The organism is Elusimicrobiota bacterium, from assembly GCA_026388095.1.
Taxonomy (GTDB): Bacteria; Elusimicrobiota; Elusimicrobia; order UBA1565; family UBA9628; genus UBA9628.
The window spans coordinates 1-16030 of record JAPLKL010000019.1; the positions used below are offsets into that span (position 1 = coordinate 1).

Consider the following 16030-nt stretch of genomic DNA (forward strand, 5'->3'; position numbering starts at 1 on the left):
AGCGAGCGGGCCGTCGCCGTGTACGAGGACTTGGCGCGCAACGCGGGCCGGGAGAGCGCGCAGTCGGCCGCGGCCCGGGCCGCGGCCCTGCGCCGCCAAGGCCGGGGCGGCAAGGGCGCGGCGGCCGCGCCGCCCGCGCAGCCGGCCCAGAAGACGGCCGCGCCCGCCCCGGCTCCGCGCAAGGCTGCCACCTCCAGGAGGAAGGCGGCCGTGCCGGCGGCCGAGCCCCCTGTGGAGCCGGCCCCGGAACCGGCCCCGGCCGAGCCCCAGACCAAGAATCTCAATCTGCCCGGCATGCCGGGCAGCGACGACGCCCAGTAGCCGGACACCAAGGAGAATACCATGCCTGCCAGCGCCAGTTTCGCGATGATGCTCAAGGAGAACATGGGCCTCATCGTCCTCATCATCCTGGGGTTCTGCTCCGTGCTCAACATCACGTTCATGATCGAGCGTTGGTGGACCTTCCGCAGGGCGCAGGCCAGCGGAGACGCCCTGCTGGCGCACATCCAGAAGTTCCTGCAGGAGGGCAAGCCCGAGGCGGCCCAGCAGTACTGCCACAAGCATCCCTCCGCGGTCGGCCAGGTCATCTCCTACGGCCTGCAGCACGCCGCGCGGCCGCGCCGGGACATCGAGGAGCTGCTCGGGAGCAAACGTCTGGAGGAGCGCCTCAAGCTCGAGCGCTATCTGGGGGTGTTGGGCACGTTGGGCAATGTCGCGCCCTTCATCGGCCTCTTCGGCACGGTCCTCGGCATCATCAAGGCCTTCAGCGACCTGGCCCTCTCGGGCGGGGGCGGGCCCGCGGTCGTGGCCAAGGGCATCTCCGAGGCCCTCGTGGCGACGGCGGCGGGGCTCGTGGTGGCCATCCCGGCCGTCATCGTCTACAACTATTTCATGCGCAAGGTGAAGGCCATCTCGGTCGAGATGGAGGTGGCCTCGACCAGGCTCCTGGTCATGCTGGGAGCCAAATAGGAGACCCATGGCGGGAGCGAACCAGAAGGCCGACGAGCCGATCACGGACATCAACGTCACGCCTTTGGTCGATGTGTGCCTCGTGCTGGTCATCATCTTCATGGCTATCGCGCCGCTGGCCATGACCGCCGGCATCAGCGTGCTCCATTCCAGCACCAAGGTGTCCGAGGGCAAGGCCTCCATCGAGGAGAACGTCCAGGTCAAGCTCACGGCCGACGGGACCATGACGGTCAACGGCAAGGCGGCGGCCGCCGGCGAGCTGGCGGGCAGCATCTCCGAGGCCCTGCTGCGCAGCAAGGACAAGATGGTCACGGTCACGGCCGAGGAAGGCAACCTCGTGGGCCAGGTGGTGGGGATCTTGGACACCGCCAAGCAGTGCGGCGCCGCCAAGGTGGCCATCCTCAAGGCCGAGACCAAGGCGCCCGTCCCGACCCCAGGAGGCTGAGATGGCCCGCGCCGAGTCCTTCGCCGACGACGACGACATCGTCTCGGGCATCAACGTGACGCCGCTGGTGGACGTGTGCCTCGTGCTGGTCATCATCTTCATGGTGACGGCGCCGCTTTTGAACAATCCGGTCATCAAGGTCCACCTTCCCAAGGCCCATACCAAGGAGGGCGCGGAGAAGGACAAGGTCACCATCACCTTGGGCAAGGACGGCCGCATGGCCCTGTCGCATAAGGAGTTCGCCAGCATCGAAGCCCTGGATGCCGAGCTCAAAGTGCGCCTCGCCCGGAGCAATTCCAAGCTGGTCATCTTGAAGGCGGACGAGGAGGCCTTGCACGGCCGCCTGGTGGACCTGATGTCCAAGGCCAAGGACGCGGGCGCCCTGTCCTTGACCATCGCCACGGAACAGAAGAAATAGGGGGGTGTCGAAAGTCTCGTGACCCAGACGCGCTTGCCCATGTCGGTGACGCTGTCCATGGCCCTGCATGCGGGGGGGATCTTCCTTTTCCTGCAGACCGCCAGGGTCGCCAGCAAGTCGCCGGGGATCAGCATCGACAATGTGGACCTGCTGTTCCCGGCGCCCGCGGCCCCGGCGGTGCCGCGGGCCGCGGCGCCGAAGCCGACCACGATGATGGACCTGATGAAGATGACGATCGCCATCCCCAAGCCCGCGGCGCTGCGCCCCGTCGACATCAAGCTTCCGGAGATCCAGCATCCGCTTCTGCCGGCGACCCCAAAACTCGAAGAGAACCGGCTGCAGAAGCTGGCCAAGATGGAGGCCCTCGACCTCGCCAAGCGCCGCGTGGACGCGGCCCAGATCGCCGCGAAGCTCGAAGAGCGCCACTCCGCGGCTTTGGCCGCCCTGCCGCGCCTGGAAGAGGTGGGCCGGCGCCAGGTGCCCAACCTCCCCACCGCCATCAAGCTCGAAGAGCAGCGCCAAGAGGCCGTGGCCCTGAAGGACATCGGCAGCATGCCGGTCGCGCCGGCGCGCCGCAGCGTGATCCCGGCGGCCGTGCTCCAGGAGGCCAGTCCCCAGCAGAGCTCGCAGTTGGGCCGGGCGATCGCCAGCTTCCTGCCCACCGCGGAGCCCGCCCAGCTCCAGCCCCGGGCCGCGGAGCCGGCGCCCATGATGAAGAAGATCGAGGCCGCGCCTCCGGTCGTCCCGAAGCGCACGGCCGCCATCCAGGAGGAGAAGAAGAAGGCCGTCGAGATCGAGGGTCCGCTGGCCGACCGCCGGGTGGTCTCCTACGACGTGCCGCAGTTCCCGGAGTGGGCCAAGCAGCGCAACATCATCGAGGCCGAGGTCGTGATCCTTTTCTACGTCGGTCCCGAAGGCAACGTGCTGGCGGACATGCGCGTCGAGCACACCTCCGGCTACGGCCAGCTCGACCGCCTGTGCATGGACAGCCTGCGCAATTGGAAGTTCGTCCCCATCGCCGCCGGCGAAAGGCAATGGGGAAGGATCACATTCCGTTTCATTCTGGAGTGAACATGAAGACGATGCTCTTGTTGATCCTGGCCGTCCTCTGCGCCTGGCCGGCGGCCGGCCGGGCCGCCAACGCCCCGTCCGGGGGAGGCTTCCCCACCGAGGTGGAGATCAAGGCCGAAGGCGGGGTGCGCAAGCTCAACGCGGTCAAGCCGCCCTTGACCATCGAGGTGGACCCCTTCGAGACCATCCGCCCCTCTTTGGAGCCCGACCAGTCGCTGCTCTTGGCCGTCTCGCCCCTGACCGTCTCCTGGCGCCGCACCCATCCCGAGTTCCTGCACAACCAGCGCGTCATCGAGCCTTGGCTCATGACCTTCAGCCAGAGGCCGGGCATCGCGCTGCGGGTGCGCGACCAGCTCTTCGTCATCCTGGGCCGCAAGCTCGAGCCCAAGGAGGCCAAAGGCTACGCCTGGAACCTGACCATCGCCGACGAGGAGGGGCGGGTCTTCCACCACTATGAGAGCTCCAACGACCCTCCGGAGGAGCTCATCTGGAGCGGCCAGAACGACCAAGGCGAGTGGATCAAGGCCGGCCGCTCGTACTCGGCCGTCTACACGTTCACGGACCCGGCCGGCGCCGCGCACACCAGCGTGGGCAAGCCCCTGCTCTTCAAAGGCATCGTGCATCAGGAGGATACGGGCCTGCACGTGACTCTCGACTCATCGGCCCTCTTCGGCGTCACCAAGACGGGCAGCGAGCTCGCCGTCCCCGCAGGCTCGGATCTTCTGCGCTCCGCGGCCGACCTCATCAAGCGGCGCTTCACGGGGATCCCCATCGCGGTGCGCGTCTTCGCCACCACCAAGGAGCTCGCCGACACCCAGGCCTCCGTGGTCCAGAACCGGCTCATCCAGGAGCTCAAGACCATGAGCAAGAACGTGGCTGTGGAGGGTGCCCGGGCCGCCTTCTCGGACCAAAGGGTGGAAATCGTCCTCCTAAATCGGTAGGATATCCCCCATATAGGGGGTATCTTACCATGGCAATCAACGTTGGCGTAAACGGCTTCGGCCGCATCGGACGGCTCGTGGTGCGGGCCGGGATCAAGAACCCGAACATCAATTTCGTCGCGGTCAACGACCTCACCGACGCCAAGACCTTGGCCCATCTGTTCAAGTACGACTCGACCTTCGGCATCTTCCCGGGCCAGGTCGAGGCCGTGGGCAACGACCTCAAGATCGACGGCAAGCTGGTCAAGGTGCTGGCCGAGAAGGACCCGGCCAAGCTGCCCTGGAAGGACCTCAAGGTCGACTACGTCATCGAGTCCACGGGCCGGTTCACCGAGGCCGAGAAGGCCAAGGCCCACATCGCGGCGGGCGCCAAGAAGGTGGTGATCTCGGCTCCGGCCAAGGGCGAGGACATCACCATCTGCATGGGCATCAACGAGGACCTCTACGACCCGGCCAAGCACGCCATCATCTCCAACGCCTCCTGCACCACCAACGGCCTGGCCCCGGTGGCCAAGACCCTCGACGAGGCCTTCGGCATCAAGGCCGGCATCATGACCACCATCCACGCCTACACCAACGACCAGCCGGTGCTGGACTTCCCGCACAAGGACCTGCGCCGGGCGCGCGCCGCGGCCCTGAGCATGATCCCCACCAAGACCGGGGCCGCCCAGGCCATCGGCCTGGTCTATCCCAAGCTCAAGGGCAAGTTCACGGGCTGCGCCATCCGCGTGCCCACCCCGGACGTGTCCCTCGTCGACTTGACCGTGCTGGTCGAGAAGGCCACCACCAAGGAAGAAGTCCACGCGGCCTTGAAGAAGGCCTCCGAGTCGCCGCGGCTCAAGGGCCTCATGGAGTTCAGCGAGGTCCCGCTGGTGTCCAGGGACTTCACCGGCAACCCGGCCAGCTCGATCGTGGACGCGGCGATGATCGATGTCATCGGCGGCAACCTGGTCAAGGTCTTCGCCTGGTACGACAACGAGTGGGGCTACTCCAACCGCGTCATCGACCTGGTGCTCTACATCGCCAAGAAGGTGGGAGTCGCCGCATGACCGCGGTCAACCCGACCCTCAAGCTCAAGCGCCTGCAGGACCTCGACGTCAAGGGCAAGCGGGTCCTGGCGCGCGTGGACTACAACGTGCCCATGAAGGACGGCAAGGTCACCGACGACACGCGCATCCGCGAGACGCTCAAGACGCTGGAGTACCTGCTGTCGCAGAACGCCAAGGTCGTGCTGATCGCGCATCTGGGGCGGCCCAAGGGCAAGCCCGAGCCCAAGTATTCCCTCAAGCCCGCGGCCGAGGCCCTGGCCAAGCTCATCAAGAAGCCGGTGGCGTTCGCCTCCGACTGCGTGGGGCCCGAGGCCGACAAGGTCGTGGCGGCCCTCAAGCCCGGAGAGGTGGCGCTGCTGGAGAACCTGCGCTTCCACGCCGAGGAGGAGAAGAACGACCCCGCCTTCGCGGCGGCCCTGGCCAAGCACGGCGACGTCTTCGTGCAGGACGCCTTCGGCGCCATCCACCGGGCCCACGCCTCGACCGCGGGAGTCTGCAAGCACCTGCCGGGCGGCATAGGCTTCCTGGTGCAGAAGGAGCTCGAGTTCCTGGATCGGGTCGTGAACAACCCCACGCGGCCCTTCCTGGCCATCATCGGCGGGGCCAAGGTCTCGGACAAGCTGGGAGTGCTGGACAAGCTGCTCGACAAGGTGGACGGCCTCTTGATCGGCGGCGGCATGGCCTACACCTTCATGGCGGGCCAGAACGTCTCCATCGGCAAGTCCCTGCTGGAGCCGGACCAGGTCGGCGAGGCGCAGAAGATCGTGCAGAAGGCTTATGCCAAGAAGATCAGCGTCCTTCTGCCGGCGGACCATCTGGTGGTCGCGCAGATCTCGCCCGACGCCAAGACCACGGTGACCCAGTCCATGGCCGTTCCCGCCGACATGATCGGCGTGGATATCGGCCCGCATACCGTCGAGCTATTCAGCGAGGAGATCAAGAAGGCCAAGACCATCTTCTGGAACGGGCCCATGGGCATCTTCGAGACCGACGCCTTCGCCCAGGGGACCATGGCGGTGGCCAAGGCGGTGGCGGCGGCCACCAAGAAGGGCGCCGTCTCCATCGTGGGCGGCGGCGACAGCCTGGCCGCCGTGGCCAAGGCTGGCCTCAAAGACCAGATCTCCCATTGCTCCACCGGCGGCGGAGCCAGCCTGGAGCTGTTGGAGGGCAAGGTCCTGCCCGGACTGGCCGCATTGGCCGGCTGATCGCCGTTATCTGAAATTCGGCGTTCCGTTGGGTGGCCATGCCGTTCTGCCGTTAATATTGCTATAATCTGGCCCTATGGTTTTCTACGGATTGCTGAAGTTCGTGCATATCGCCGCTTGCTTGCTCATGATCGTCGTGGTCCTCCTGCAGACCGGCCGCGGGGCGGGTCTGGCCGTCTTCGGCGGAGGGGGGGACTCTTTGATCAACACGCCCACCGGCTCGGATTTCATGAAGAAATTCACGGCGGTTCTGGCCGGGACCTTCGCTTTCACTTCGCTGTTCCTGACCTTGCTGTCGAGCCGCGCCGGGATGTCGAGCGTCACGAGCCGGGTCCATGCGGCCGCGCCGCCGCCTTTGGAGGCGCCGGCTCCTGCGAAGGCCAAATAACGATTCAGCGCGGGTGGCGGAACTGGCAGACGCGTACGTTTGAGGGGCGTATGGGGAAACCCGTGTGGGTTCAAGTCCCACCCCGCGCAATCTGAAAGAAGCCCCGGGCCGTGCGCCCGGGGCTTCCGCTTGGGGCCTGATGAACGAGACGAAGTTCCTCGCCGACAGCATGCTGGGCAAGCTCGCGCGCTGGCTGATCATGCTGGGCTACGACGCCGCTTACGGCGGCGCCGACGGGTGCCCTGACTCCGCGCTGCAGGAGCAGGCCAAGCGCGAGGGGCGCATCTTCCTGACCCGGGACACGCGCATCCCCCAGGTCGCGGGCCTGCGCATGATCGTGGTCCGTCCCACGCGGTTCGAGGACCAGCTGCGCTACGTCCTGTCGAGATTGGGCCTCAAGCCCGACCGCAAGCGGCTCTTCACGCGCTGCACCTATTGCAACCTGTCCCTCGACAGCGTGCCGCGCGAGGAGGCCCTGGCGCAGGTGCCGCCCCTGGTGCGCGAGCTGCAGACCGATTTCTGGCGCTGCGGGAAGTGCCGCCGCATGTACTGGGGCGGCACGCACACGGCGCGCGCCATCGAGAAGCTCGACCGCTGGGGGATATGAGGCGCCGGATCGAGTCCTGCGCCCGCCGAATTTGCTATCTTCTAGTCCTTAGGAGGATCACCATATGAAACTTCACCTCGTCGCCGTCCTGGCCTGCGCCTTCGTCCTGGGCGGCTGCGTCTCCGCATCCAAGCTCAAGGACCAGCAGTCCCAGACCGCGACCCAGCAGAAGCGCGCCGACTCTCTGCAGAAGGACCTGAGCGCCGCCAAGTCCGCGGCCGACGACGCGGCCAAGAAGGCCGCGGCTACCGAGACCGGCCTGCGCACCCAGGTGAAGGCCGACGCCGACCAGCTGGCCTCGCTCAACACCCAGATGGCTTCGGTCCAGCAATCCAACAAGGACCTCAAAGAGTCCCTCGACGCCAAGAAGGGCGAGCTGACCAAGAAGGTCTCCGATCTCATCAAGGAGAAGGACGCCCTCTCCCAGAAGCTGGCCTCCGCGACCAATGACGTGGCCGCGCGCGACCAGGAGCTGGCCCAGGCGCGCAATGAGAAGGCCGTCCTGGAGAAAGCCAAGGAGGATGAGCTGGCCAAGGTCAAGCAGAACTACGAGGACCTCACCGCCGGCCTCAAATCCGAGATCTCGGCCGGAGCCGTCACCATCACCCAGCTCCAGGGCAAGCTGACCGTCAACATGGTGGACCGCATCCTCTTCGACTCCGGTCAAGCCGAGGTCCGGTCCGACGGCAAGAAGGTCCTCCAGAAGGTGGGCAGCATCCTGGCCGGCGTCGCGGACAAGGACATCCGCATCGAAGGGCACACGGACAACAAGCCCATCGTGGGAGACCTCAAGAACACCTACGCCACCAACTGGGAGCTCTCCACCGCCCGCGCCACCGCGGTGCTGCGCTACTTGCAGGACACGGCCCAGGTCGACGGCAAGCACATGGTCGCCGCCGGCTACGGGGAGTTCCGCCCTGTCTCGCCCAACGACACGCCGGAGCACCGGGCCCTCAACCGCCGCATCGAGATCGTCCTCGTTCCCAGGGATTAGCAGCAGAGCCGTGCCCGCGCAATCCAGCCGGACGGGCCGCATCGCGTCCGGCTGGTCCCTTTTTTGGCGGCCCTGGCGACCGTCCTGGCGTTCCTGCCGGGGGCGAACTGGTAGAATAGGCCATGAGCGAGCGCCGCGCACGGTTGGGCACTTGGCTCCTAGGCCTGTTGGTCATCCTCTCAGCCCTGGCCGCCTTCCTGCCTGCCCTCGACAACGGCTTCGTCCGGTGGGACGATGACGTCTATCTCCTCGACAACCCCTGGTTCCGCGGCTTGGGCTGGGCGAACGTGCGGTGGATGTTGACGACGACGCGGGGAGCCTTGTGGCAGCCGTTGACGTGGCTGAGTTTCGCGTTCGACTATTCGGCGTGGGGTCTGGAGCCGTGCGGCTATCACCTGACCAACATCCTGCTTCACGCGGCGACGGCCGCGCTGTTCTACGCCGTCTGCCTGCATCTTTTCGAGGGCGTTCGGCCGCGTCGCGGATCCGGCGAGAACGCGTCGGCGGCGGCGCTCGCCGCCCTCTTCTTCGCCGTCCATCCTCTGCGCGTGGAGTCCGTGGCCTGGGCTACCGAGCGCAAGGACGTCCTCTCCGGGGTCTTTTGGATGGCGGCCCTTCTGGCTCATCTCAAAGCCGTCGCCGGCCCGACCAGCCGCCGCCTGGTCTGGCGGGCGGGGTCTCTGGCGGCGTTCGCGTTGTCTTTGACGGCGAAGGTATCCGGCATGGCTCTGCCTGCCGTCTTGCTGATCCTCGACGTCTATCCTCTGCGGCGGCTGCCGGCGGATCCCAGACGGTGGTCCGAGCGTCCGCAGCGCCGCGTCCTCGCATCCGTCGCGCCGTATTTCGGTCTCGCCGCGGCTGCCTTCCTGTGGACCTTCGCCGCGGCCGAGCTTTCCGGAAACCTCCATGGCTTTGATTCTCAGGGCGCGGCGTGGCGCGTTGGGCAGGCGTTCTACGGCCTGCTTTTCTATCCAGTAAAGACGCTCTGGCCTTCCGGGCTCTCCCCGTATTATCCGCCCCTGGAGTGGTTCAGACGCTGGTCGTGGCAGCTTTTCGCCTGCGGCGCCGCCGTGTCGGCCGCGCTGGCCGTGATCCTGAGGCTGAGCCGGAGCCGGCCGGCGATCGGCGCGGCGTTCGCCTGCTACGCCGTCATGATAGCGCCGATGGTCGGGCTCGTGCAGCACGGCTTGATCTTCCGCGCCTGCGACCGCTTTAGTTATCTGCCGTGCCTCGGCTTTGCGGCGTTGTTCGGCGGGGCGCTGGCGGGCGCGCGTCCCGCGGCCAGAGGCGCCGCGGCGGCGTGCCTGGCGGCGCTCGGCTTGGCGTCCTGGGGACAGTGCCGGGTCTGGCGGGATACCCTGACGCTCTGGTCGACGGCCGCTGGCCGGGCGCCGGGCGGCTTTGCGCTCAGCAACACGGGCGTGGCGCTCATCGCAGCGGGACGGTCCCCGGAGGGCGTCCCCCTGCTGGAGCGAGCCGTCGCGCAATATCCGAGGCTGGCTCTAGCCTACGACAATCTGGGCGTGGCGCTGCACCGGCTCGGCGAGAAGGGCCGCGCGCGTGCCCTTTGGAGACAGGGCCTGGCGGCCGAGGCGACCGCCGATCTCCATGCGCATTTGGGCGTCTCCCTGGCCGCGGGCCGGGACGACGAGTTGCCGGAAGGACTTGCCCATCTGCGGACCGCGGTGACCCTGATGCCGCAGCAGGCCGCGTGGAGAGTCGATCTGGCCGACGCGCTGGCGCGCGCGGGCCGTCTCGTCGAGGCCGAAGCCCAATATGGCGCCGCTCTCGCCTTGGACCCGCAGGCGGCGCGGGCGCAGAACAACTGGGGCCTGCTCCTGGCGCGCAAGGGGATCATGGGAGCGGCGGTCGTGCACTACCGCCTGGCGCTCCGATCTCCGGATGACCGCGCCGAGGCGAACTACAACTGGGGGAATGCGCTGCTGGCCGAGGGGGCAGCCGCCGAGGCCGAGCGTCATTACCGGGAGGCGCTCAGGACTGACCCCGGCCTCGCGCAAGCGCAGGTCAATCTCGGGAACATCCTTGTCCGCCGCGGCCGTTTGACGGAAGCCGTGACGCGCTATCGGCTGGCGCTCCAGAGCGCCCCCCGCCTTCCCGAGGCGAGGGCCAATCTCGCCGCCGTCCAGCGGGCGCTCGGCCGCTAGCGCGGCGCGGTGAACGAGCCGCTGGCTGTGACGGTCGCGCTGAGCGTGTTCTGGGCCGAGAACGTCAGGTTGGTCGCGGCGTTCTTGGCGGCGACGCCGCCGGCGTTCTGCAGGCTGATCGCCGAGCCGTCGAAGCCGCTGCCGGAGTAGGAGCCGATGGTGCTCGTGATGCTGCCGAGGCCCATTTGGTTGGTGTTCGGCGACGGCGAGTTCTTGAGAACCAGCGAGGCGCCTCCGGCGAGCGCGGCGAAGGGGATCTGGCTGATCGTCTGCTGCACGGTGTCGCCGTTGAGGCTGTCATTGACGCCGTGGATATGGATGAACGACTGGTTGCTGCTGCTGATGGGGTTGAAGAGGCCGGTGCCGCCGACCGTGCGGTTGCTGAAGTCGATCTGCAGCTGAAGGCTGGCCTCGGGGGCGGCGCTCACACAGCCCGTGCACGTGATCGGGCCGGCCTCGCCCGAGAAGTAATAGGCTTGGCCCGGGCTGATCGACCGGACCTGGTCCCAGGTCGACAGGCCGTCCGCGATGCCGCTGGCGGCCGCCGTCTGGGATGCCAGCGTCTGATTCTGATTCTGTCCGCCGGTGAAGTCGCCCACGGCCCCGGCGGTCCCGGCATTTCCGCTGCCCGCGGCCGTGTCCTGGCCCGCGGCCTGGCTCCCCGACGCCCCCGTGCCTCCAGAGCTCTGCCCCTGCTGAGGGGCCTCGCCCAAGGCTCCCAGGATCTGCTGGGCCTGTCCGCTCATGTCCGTCACCGAGGCCGGGGGCAGGCCCGGCAGGACCGTGGTGCCGAAGCCCGGCTGGGTGATGACGACGTCTCCGCCCGCGTTGCCCACGGCCACGCTGCCCGGGTTCTCGTTGGCGTTGTTCTGCGCCCCGGGTCCGAAGAGAATGACGGTCGAGCCGTCCGGCGAGGCCTGCCCGCCCGCGATGGTGCCCCGGATGCCGATGGTCCCCACCGGGAGGGTGACCTTCATGCTCGCCGGGTCCTTGCGCGCCACCTTGCCCGTGACGAAGCGGAACACGCCTTTGGTCACCCGCGCCGTGACCTTGCCCGAGCTGGTGGCCGGGTCGTAGACGAACTCGTCGAGGACCATGTCGCTGTTGGGGCCGATCGTGAAGACCGTCTCGTCGAGCAGCAGCACCTGCAGGCGGCCCGCCGCGTCGGTGGTGACGTGGTCGTTGAGGAAGACCGGCTTGCCGCTGGAGAGCACCCGGCCCACGGCCGCGCCGGGCGCCTGGGCCATGACCGCGCCCTTGACGGCCGCGGCCGCGCCGATGCGCGTGAGCCCCGCGGCCGGGACCTGGGCCGAAGCGGCGGTGACGACGCAGAGCAGGAAGGAGAGAAGCATCATAGGCCGACCTCCCATCTATAGGTGATCATGGCGGCGAGCTTGTTGTTGGTGTAGGCGTAGTTCTCGACGGTGGACAGGGCGTGGTAGTACTCGTAGGTCAAGGTGCAGAGCAGGTCCTTGAGCTTGGGGTGGAGCAGGCTCAGGGGCGCGCCCAAGGTCCCGTTGGCGCGCATGGTCGTATCCTTGCGGTAGCCGCCTCCGATGGCGGGATCGGGGGCTTTGTATTGGTCGTAGTTGACGTTGAAGGCGGAGAGCAGGAAGGCGCCGCGGCCCAGCAGCCAGGCATGGTTGACGCCCGCGGTCAGGCGGTCGTAGCCCCAGTACTTCTGCGCCGCGTTCTTGAAGCCGTAGCCGATGACGGTCCCGAACTTCATGGACGGGCCCAGGAGGTGTTCGCTGCCGGCGGTGAAGTCCGTCTGCACGCCGGTGCGCTCCGCCGCGGAGGCCACCTGAGGGGTGGCCACGAAGTCCTGGTACACGTCGCGCGCGGTCAGGAAGAGGTTGGTCGCCGAGTTGAACCGGTAGTCGAGCCGCAGGTCACCGCCGCGGTCGCGGAGGAATGTCCTCTGCGCCAGTTGGACGTGATCGAAGAGGAGGGTCGGCGTGAGCTTGACCCGGTTGACCCGGTAGACGGTCCCGCCCTGCACGGAGTAGGCCTTGAGGTTGAGGGTCTTGGCGAGGGTCTGCTCGGCCTGATAATAGGTGAAGCCGCCGAAGACCTCGGGCACGGACTGGAAGGGCAGGTCGCGCTTGACGCCGACGTTGCCCATGAGGATGAGACTGGTGTCGTCGCGCCGCGCAGAGGGGGTGATGTCGTTGCCGCCGAAGAGAGCCCGGTTCGGCGCCGCGTTGCGGTTGGTGTCGTACTCGAAGCCCGCGCCCAGCAGTGCGCTGAGGTGGGTCTTCTTCTCGCGCTTGGCCACGGCCGCGGCGTATTTGTCCGCCTCTTCGCGCAGGGGCGGGGGCAAAGACAGCTTCTGCAGGGCGTCGAGCTCGCGCTTGGCTTCCACGACGTTGTCCAGGCGGTAGAGCACGATGGCGTAGAAGAGCCGGACCTCGGTCTGGGAGGGGTCCACCAGCAGGATGCGCTCCAAGGTGGCGGCCGCGCCCTTCACGTCGCCCCGGCGCACCTGGGCGCGGGCGTAGCGGTAGTTGAGCGCCACGTTGTCCGGGTCCGCCAGGACCTGTTCGTAGGTGACGTCCTCGCCCGGAGCGGCGCGCTTGGCCGCCTCCTCCGCGAGGCGTTCGGCGCGCTGCTGCTGCGTCTCCTCGCGGGCCGGCTTCTGGACGTCCTTGTAGATGTCCTGCGCGGAAAGCCCGGCGGGGACGAGGATGAGAGCTGCCCAAAGCAAGGTTTGGCGGATCATAGTGACGATATATTCGCAAAGATTCTATCTTTAGTCAATGATGCCGACCGGCTCCGGTAATCCAACCTCCCCCATGTTGAAAACCACTCCAAAATTGGGGAGAATGGCTCATGGCCCTAGGACCGGGAAGAGCCCAAGTCGAGGGCGCGGTGCAATGGTACCGGACGCGCCGCCGGGTCATTCAGGGCTGGGCCCAATTCTTTGTGCCTGCCGCGCTATTGCTCGGCCTGCTTTTTGTCCGGGTCTCCGGCTTGAGCTGGGTCGCGCTGGCCCAACTGCGGACCTTCGATGGATTCCAGAAGCTCAAGCCCAGGGCCTATGAGGAAGTCCCGGTCCGCGTCATAGACATCGACGACGAGAGCCTCAAGCGCCTCGGGCAATGGCCCTGGCCCCGGACTTTGGTGGCTCGGCTGGTCCGGCGTTTGGACGGATTGGGCGCCGCTGTCATCGCCTTCGACGCCGTCTTCTCGGAGCCGGACCGGACGTCTCCCGCCCGGGTCATAGACCTCTGGCCCCGCACTGCCGAGACCGACGCCCTGCGCCGCCGCGTGCTCCAGCTTCCGGACCATGACCGGGTCCTGGCCCAGGCTATCTCCAAAGCCAACGTGGTGACGGGGTTCTCCTTGATCCCCGCGGCCAACGGTGTCCTGCCGGCGGTCAAAGCGAGTTTTTCCGTCGCCGGGGAGGGGGTCTTGTCCTACTTGGCCGACTTCTCCGGGGCGGTGGCCAACCTGCCGGAGCTCGAAGCTGCCGCCGCCGGCAACGGCGGCTTCACTTATGTGCCGGACGCCGATGAGGTCATCCGCCGGGTCTCGCTGCTCCTGCGCAAAGGCGGGACGCTCCTCCCGTCTTTGGACGCGGAAGTCCTGCGTGTGGCCCAGGGCGAAAGGAACATCAAGATCAAATGCACCGACGCCAGCGGTCAGGCCGGGGCTGGCGCGCGCGCGGGCATCGCTCTCATCAAGATCGGGAAATATGTGCTGCCGACCGACGCCAACGGCCAGTTCTGGGTCTATTACACCGGGCCGGCGCCGCAGCGCACCATCCCGGCCTGGAAGGTCTTTGAGAAAGGCTTCCCGGGCAGCCAGGTCGAAGGCGGCCTCCTCTACGTAGGCACGAGCGCGGCCGGCTTGAAGGACCTGCGGCCCACGCCGTTGGTCCCGACCATGCCCGGCGTCGAGATCCACGCCAACCTCATGGAGCAGGTCCTGCTCGGAAAGTACCTCCAGCGGCCGCAATGGGCGGACCGCACGGAAGTCCTTTACATGCTGGTCCTGGGGGCGCTGCTCCTCCTGCTCCTGCCCCGTCTGGGCGCGTTCTGGTGCGCCTTGGTGGGCGCGGCGGGCGTCGCCGGCGCCATAGCCTTCTCCTGGCGCATGTTCTCGGCGCAGGGCTTGCTCATCGACCCGGTCTTCCCCTGCCTGACCATACTCGTGGTCTACATGTCCTCCTCGCTGATCAGCTATCTCAAGAGCGAGACCGAGCGCCGGCAGGTGCGCAACGCCTTCTCGCGCTACATGCACCCCAAGCTGGTCGAGGAGCTGGCCAAGCATCCGGAGAAGCTGCGCCTGGGCGGCGAGACGCGGGACATGACCGTGCTCTTCTGCGACATCCGGGGCTTCACCACCATCTCCGAGCAGTTCGACGCCCAGGGCCTCACCCAGATGATCAACAAGTTCCTCACGCCCATGACCGGGATCATCATGGACCGGCTGGGCTACATCGACAAGTACATCGGCGACTGCATCATGGCCTTCTGGAACGCGCCCTTAGACGACCCGGAGCACGCGCGCAACGCCTGCCGCTCGGCCTTGGCCATGCACCGGCGGCTGGCGGAGCTCGAAGAGGTCTGGAAGGCGGAAGCCGAGAGCGCCGGCCGCAAGTTCGTGCCGATCCACATCGGGGTGGGCCTCAACACCGGCCCCTGCTGCGTGGGCAACATGGGCTCGGACCAGCGCTTCAACTACTCGGTGCTGGGAGACGACGTCAACCTCGCCTCCCGGCTGGAGGGACAGTCCAAGCCCTACGGGGTCAGCACGGTCATCGGGCCCCGGACGCGGGAGCTGGCCCCGGAGTTCGCGGCGTTGGAGCTCGACCTCCTCCGGGTCAAAGGCAAGACCAAACCGGTGCGCATATTCACCTTGCTGGGCGACGCGGCGAAAGCCCAGGAGCCGGACTTCCAGCGGCATGCGCAGGCGCATGACCGGATGCTCGCCGCTTACCGCGGCCAGAGATGGGACGAGGCCTTGGCCTTGCTGGCCGATTGCCGGCAGGCCGGACTGCCGCTGGAAAAACTCCACGATCTCTATGAGGGGCGCATCTTGGCTTTCCAACTCCACCCGCCGGCCGCGAATTGGGACGGGACCTTCACCGCGACGAGCAAATGACGAGGAGGCTCGATGGATAAGAATCTCAAGGCAGGCAACCTCAAGATCCTGGCCAACGCGGCCGCGGCCCTCAGGAAGAACGGCTTCGAGGCGGCGGTGTTCGCCGACGGCCCTGCTGCGGCCGCGCACGTCCTCAAGCTGATCGGCTCCGGCAAGATCGTGGGAGTGGGCGGCACCATGACCTTCGAGGAGCTCGGGCTCGAGGAGCTGCTGGTCGCGGCGAACAACGAGATCGTCACCCACCAGCCCGGCATGGGGGCGGAGGAGCGCCGGGGCGTCTTCCGCCAGGCCCAGGCCGCAGACTTCTACATCGCCTCGCCCCAGGCCGTGACCCGGGACGGGCAGATGATCTTCGTAGACGGGTTCGGCAACCGCGTCTCCGCCGTGGCCTACGGCCCGGGACGGGTCATCCTGCTGGCCGGGCGCAACAAGCTCGTGCGCGACACCGACGAGGGGCTCTGGCGGATGAGGAACATCGCGGCCTTGGCCAACAACATCAGGCTTGAGAAGAAGAACCCTTGCGTGAAAGCCGGGCACTGCGTGGACTGCGCGAGCCCGGAGCGCATCTGCAACGTGGTGACCATGCTTTGGAAGAGGCCGCGGGGCACGCAGTACAGCGTGGTCCTGGTCGATGAGGAACTGGGCTATTGACCGGACCTGCGTTATGGA

General features: G+C 67.3%; 16 protein-coding genes and 1 tRNA gene. 15 read left to right on the plus strand and 2 right to left on the minus strand.

Going from position 1 to position 16030, the window contains the following annotated elements:
* The 13 genes from NTY77_05315 to NTY77_05375 all read left to right on the plus strand — a co-directional run.
* Positions 1–321, plus strand: a 321-nt coding sequence (locus NTY77_05315; protein ID MCX5794893.1) for a hypothetical protein, incomplete at its 5' end; no start/stop codon positions are given.
* Positions 322–342: 21 nt separating this feature from the next.
* Complete coding sequence (locus NTY77_05320; GenBank protein MCX5794894.1) at positions 343–969, plus strand: MotA/TolQ/ExbB proton channel family protein; 627 nt, start codon at positions 343–345, stop codon at positions 967–969.
* A gap of 7 nt (positions 970–976) precedes the next feature.
* Positions 977–1414, plus strand: a complete 438-nt coding sequence (locus tag NTY77_05325; GenBank protein ID MCX5794895.1) for a biopolymer transporter ExbD — start codon at positions 977–979, stop codon at positions 1412–1414.
* A 1-nt stretch (position 1415) separates the two neighbouring features.
* Positions 1416–1832 carry a biopolymer transporter ExbD gene (locus NTY77_05330; protein ID MCX5794896.1) on the plus strand — a complete coding sequence of 139 codons (417 nt, stop codon included), beginning with the start codon at positions 1416–1418 and terminating at the stop codon, positions 1830–1832.
* Positions 1833–1850: 18 nt separating this feature from the next.
* Complete coding sequence (locus tag NTY77_05335; protein MCX5794897.1) at positions 1851–2903, plus strand: TonB family protein; 1053 nt, start codon at positions 1851–1853, stop codon at positions 2901–2903.
* 2 nt (positions 2904–2905) lie between these two features.
* Positions 2906–3844, plus strand: a complete 939-nt coding sequence (locus NTY77_05340) for a hypothetical protein (protein MCX5794898.1) — start codon at positions 2906–2908, stop codon at positions 3842–3844.
* A gap of 29 nt (positions 3845–3873) precedes the next feature.
* Positions 3874–4893, plus strand: a complete 1020-nt coding sequence (gene gap, locus NTY77_05345) for a type I glyceraldehyde-3-phosphate dehydrogenase (GenBank protein MCX5794899.1) — start codon at positions 3874–3876, stop codon at positions 4891–4893.
* Positions 4890–6098: a phosphoglycerate kinase gene (locus NTY77_05350; GenBank protein MCX5794900.1), complete on the plus strand. Its 1209-nt coding sequence runs from the start codon at positions 4890–4892 to the stop codon at positions 6096–6098. The genes gap and NTY77_05350 overlap by 4 nt, the downstream gene beginning before the upstream one ends.
* A gap of 76 nt (positions 6099–6174) precedes the next feature.
* Positions 6175–6486, plus strand: coding sequence for a preprotein translocase subunit SecG (gene secG, locus NTY77_05355; GenBank protein MCX5794901.1), 312 nt, complete (start codon positions 6175–6177; stop codon positions 6484–6486).
* A 7-nt stretch (positions 6487–6493) separates the two neighbouring features.
* Positions 6494–6575 (plus strand) — tRNA-Leu (locus NTY77_05360).
* Between the two features lie 50 nt (positions 6576–6625).
* Positions 6626–7093, plus strand: a complete 468-nt coding sequence (locus NTY77_05365) for a Mut7-C RNAse domain-containing protein (protein ID MCX5794902.1) — start codon at positions 6626–6628, stop codon at positions 7091–7093.
* A 64-nt stretch (positions 7094–7157) separates the two neighbouring features.
* The gene (locus NTY77_05370; protein MCX5794903.1) at positions 7158–8087 is read left to right on the plus strand and encodes an OmpA family protein; all 930 of its coding nucleotides are present in this window, start codon (positions 7158–7160) and stop codon (positions 8085–8087) included.
* A gap of 122 nt (positions 8088–8209) precedes the next feature.
* On the plus strand, positions 8210–10252 hold the full coding sequence (locus NTY77_05375) for a tetratricopeptide repeat protein (GenBank protein MCX5794904.1): 2043 nt from the start codon (positions 8210–8212) through the stop codon (positions 10250–10252).
* Here NTY77_05375 and NTY77_05380 read toward each other — a convergent pair.
* Both NTY77_05380 and NTY77_05385 read right to left on the minus strand, forming a co-directional pair.
* The gene (locus NTY77_05380; GenBank protein MCX5794905.1) at positions 10249–11607 is read right to left on the minus strand and encodes a FecR domain-containing protein; all 1359 of its coding nucleotides are present in this window, start codon (positions 11605–11607) and stop codon (positions 10249–10251) included. The two genes, NTY77_05375 and NTY77_05380, sit on opposite strands and share 4 nt — an antisense overlap.
* Positions 11604–12974, minus strand: a complete 1371-nt coding sequence (locus tag NTY77_05385) for a tetratricopeptide repeat protein (GenBank protein MCX5794906.1) — start codon at positions 12972–12974, stop codon at positions 11604–11606. Before NTY77_05385 ends, NTY77_05380 begins: the two co-directional genes overlap by 4 nt.
* 110 nt (positions 12975–13084) lie before the next feature.
* Between NTY77_05385 and NTY77_05390 the strand changes: the two genes are divergently transcribed.
* Both NTY77_05390 and NTY77_05395 read left to right on the plus strand, forming a co-directional pair.
* Complete coding sequence (locus NTY77_05390) at positions 13085–15361, plus strand: adenylate/guanylate cyclase domain-containing protein (GenBank protein ID MCX5794907.1); 2277 nt, start codon at positions 13085–13087, stop codon at positions 15359–15361.
* Positions 15362–15373: 12 nt separating this feature from the next.
* Positions 15374–16012, plus strand: coding sequence for a lactate utilization protein (locus tag NTY77_05395; GenBank protein ID MCX5794908.1), 639 nt, complete (start codon positions 15374–15376; stop codon positions 16010–16012).
* Positions 16013–16030: the final 18 nt, after the last annotated feature.

Bases quoted from the DNA above. Each gene is read 5' to 3' on its own strand.
- NTY77_05385 (MCX5794906.1), bottom strand. From the start codon at position 12,974: ATGATCCGCCAAACCTTGCTTTGGGCAGCTCTCATCCTCGTCCCCGCC.
- NTY77_05370 (MCX5794903.1), top strand. From the start codon at position 7,158: ATGAAACTTCACCTCGTCGCCGTCCTGGCCTGCGCCTTCGTCCTGGGC.
- secG (MCX5794901.1), top strand. From the start codon at position 6,175: ATGGTTTTCTACGGATTGCTGAAGTTCGTGCATATCGCCGCTTGCTTG.
- NTY77_05390 (MCX5794907.1), top strand. From the start codon at position 13,085: ATGGCCCTAGGACCGGGAAGAGCCCAAGTCGAGGGCGCGGTGCAATGG.
- NTY77_05330 (MCX5794896.1), top strand. From the start codon at position 1,416: ATGGCCCGCGCCGAGTCCTTCGCCGACGACGACGACATCGTCTCGGGC.
- NTY77_05340 (MCX5794898.1), top strand. From the start codon at position 2,906: ATGAAGACGATGCTCTTGTTGATCCTGGCCGTCCTCTGCGCCTGGCCG.
- NTY77_05320 (MCX5794894.1), top strand. From the start codon at position 343: ATGCCTGCCAGCGCCAGTTTCGCGATGATGCTCAAGGAGAACATGGGC.
- NTY77_05380 (MCX5794905.1), bottom strand. From the start codon at position 11,607: ATGATGCTTCTCTCCTTCCTGCTCTGCGTCGTCACCGCCGCTTCGGCC.
- NTY77_05375 (MCX5794904.1), top strand. From the start codon at position 8,210: ATGAGCGAGCGCCGCGCACGGTTGGGCACTTGGCTCCTAGGCCTGTTG.
- gap (MCX5794899.1), top strand. From the start codon at position 3,874: ATGGCAATCAACGTTGGCGTAAACGGCTTCGGCCGCATCGGACGGCTC.
- NTY77_05365 (MCX5794902.1), top strand. From the start codon at position 6,626: ATGAACGAGACGAAGTTCCTCGCCGACAGCATGCTGGGCAAGCTCGCG.
- NTY77_05395 (MCX5794908.1), top strand. From the start codon at position 15,374: ATGGATAAGAATCTCAAGGCAGGCAACCTCAAGATCCTGGCCAACGCG.
- NTY77_05350 (MCX5794900.1), top strand. From the start codon at position 4,890: ATGACCGCGGTCAACCCGACCCTCAAGCTCAAGCGCCTGCAGGACCTC.
- NTY77_05325 (MCX5794895.1), top strand. From the start codon at position 977: ATGGCGGGAGCGAACCAGAAGGCCGACGAGCCGATCACGGACATCAAC.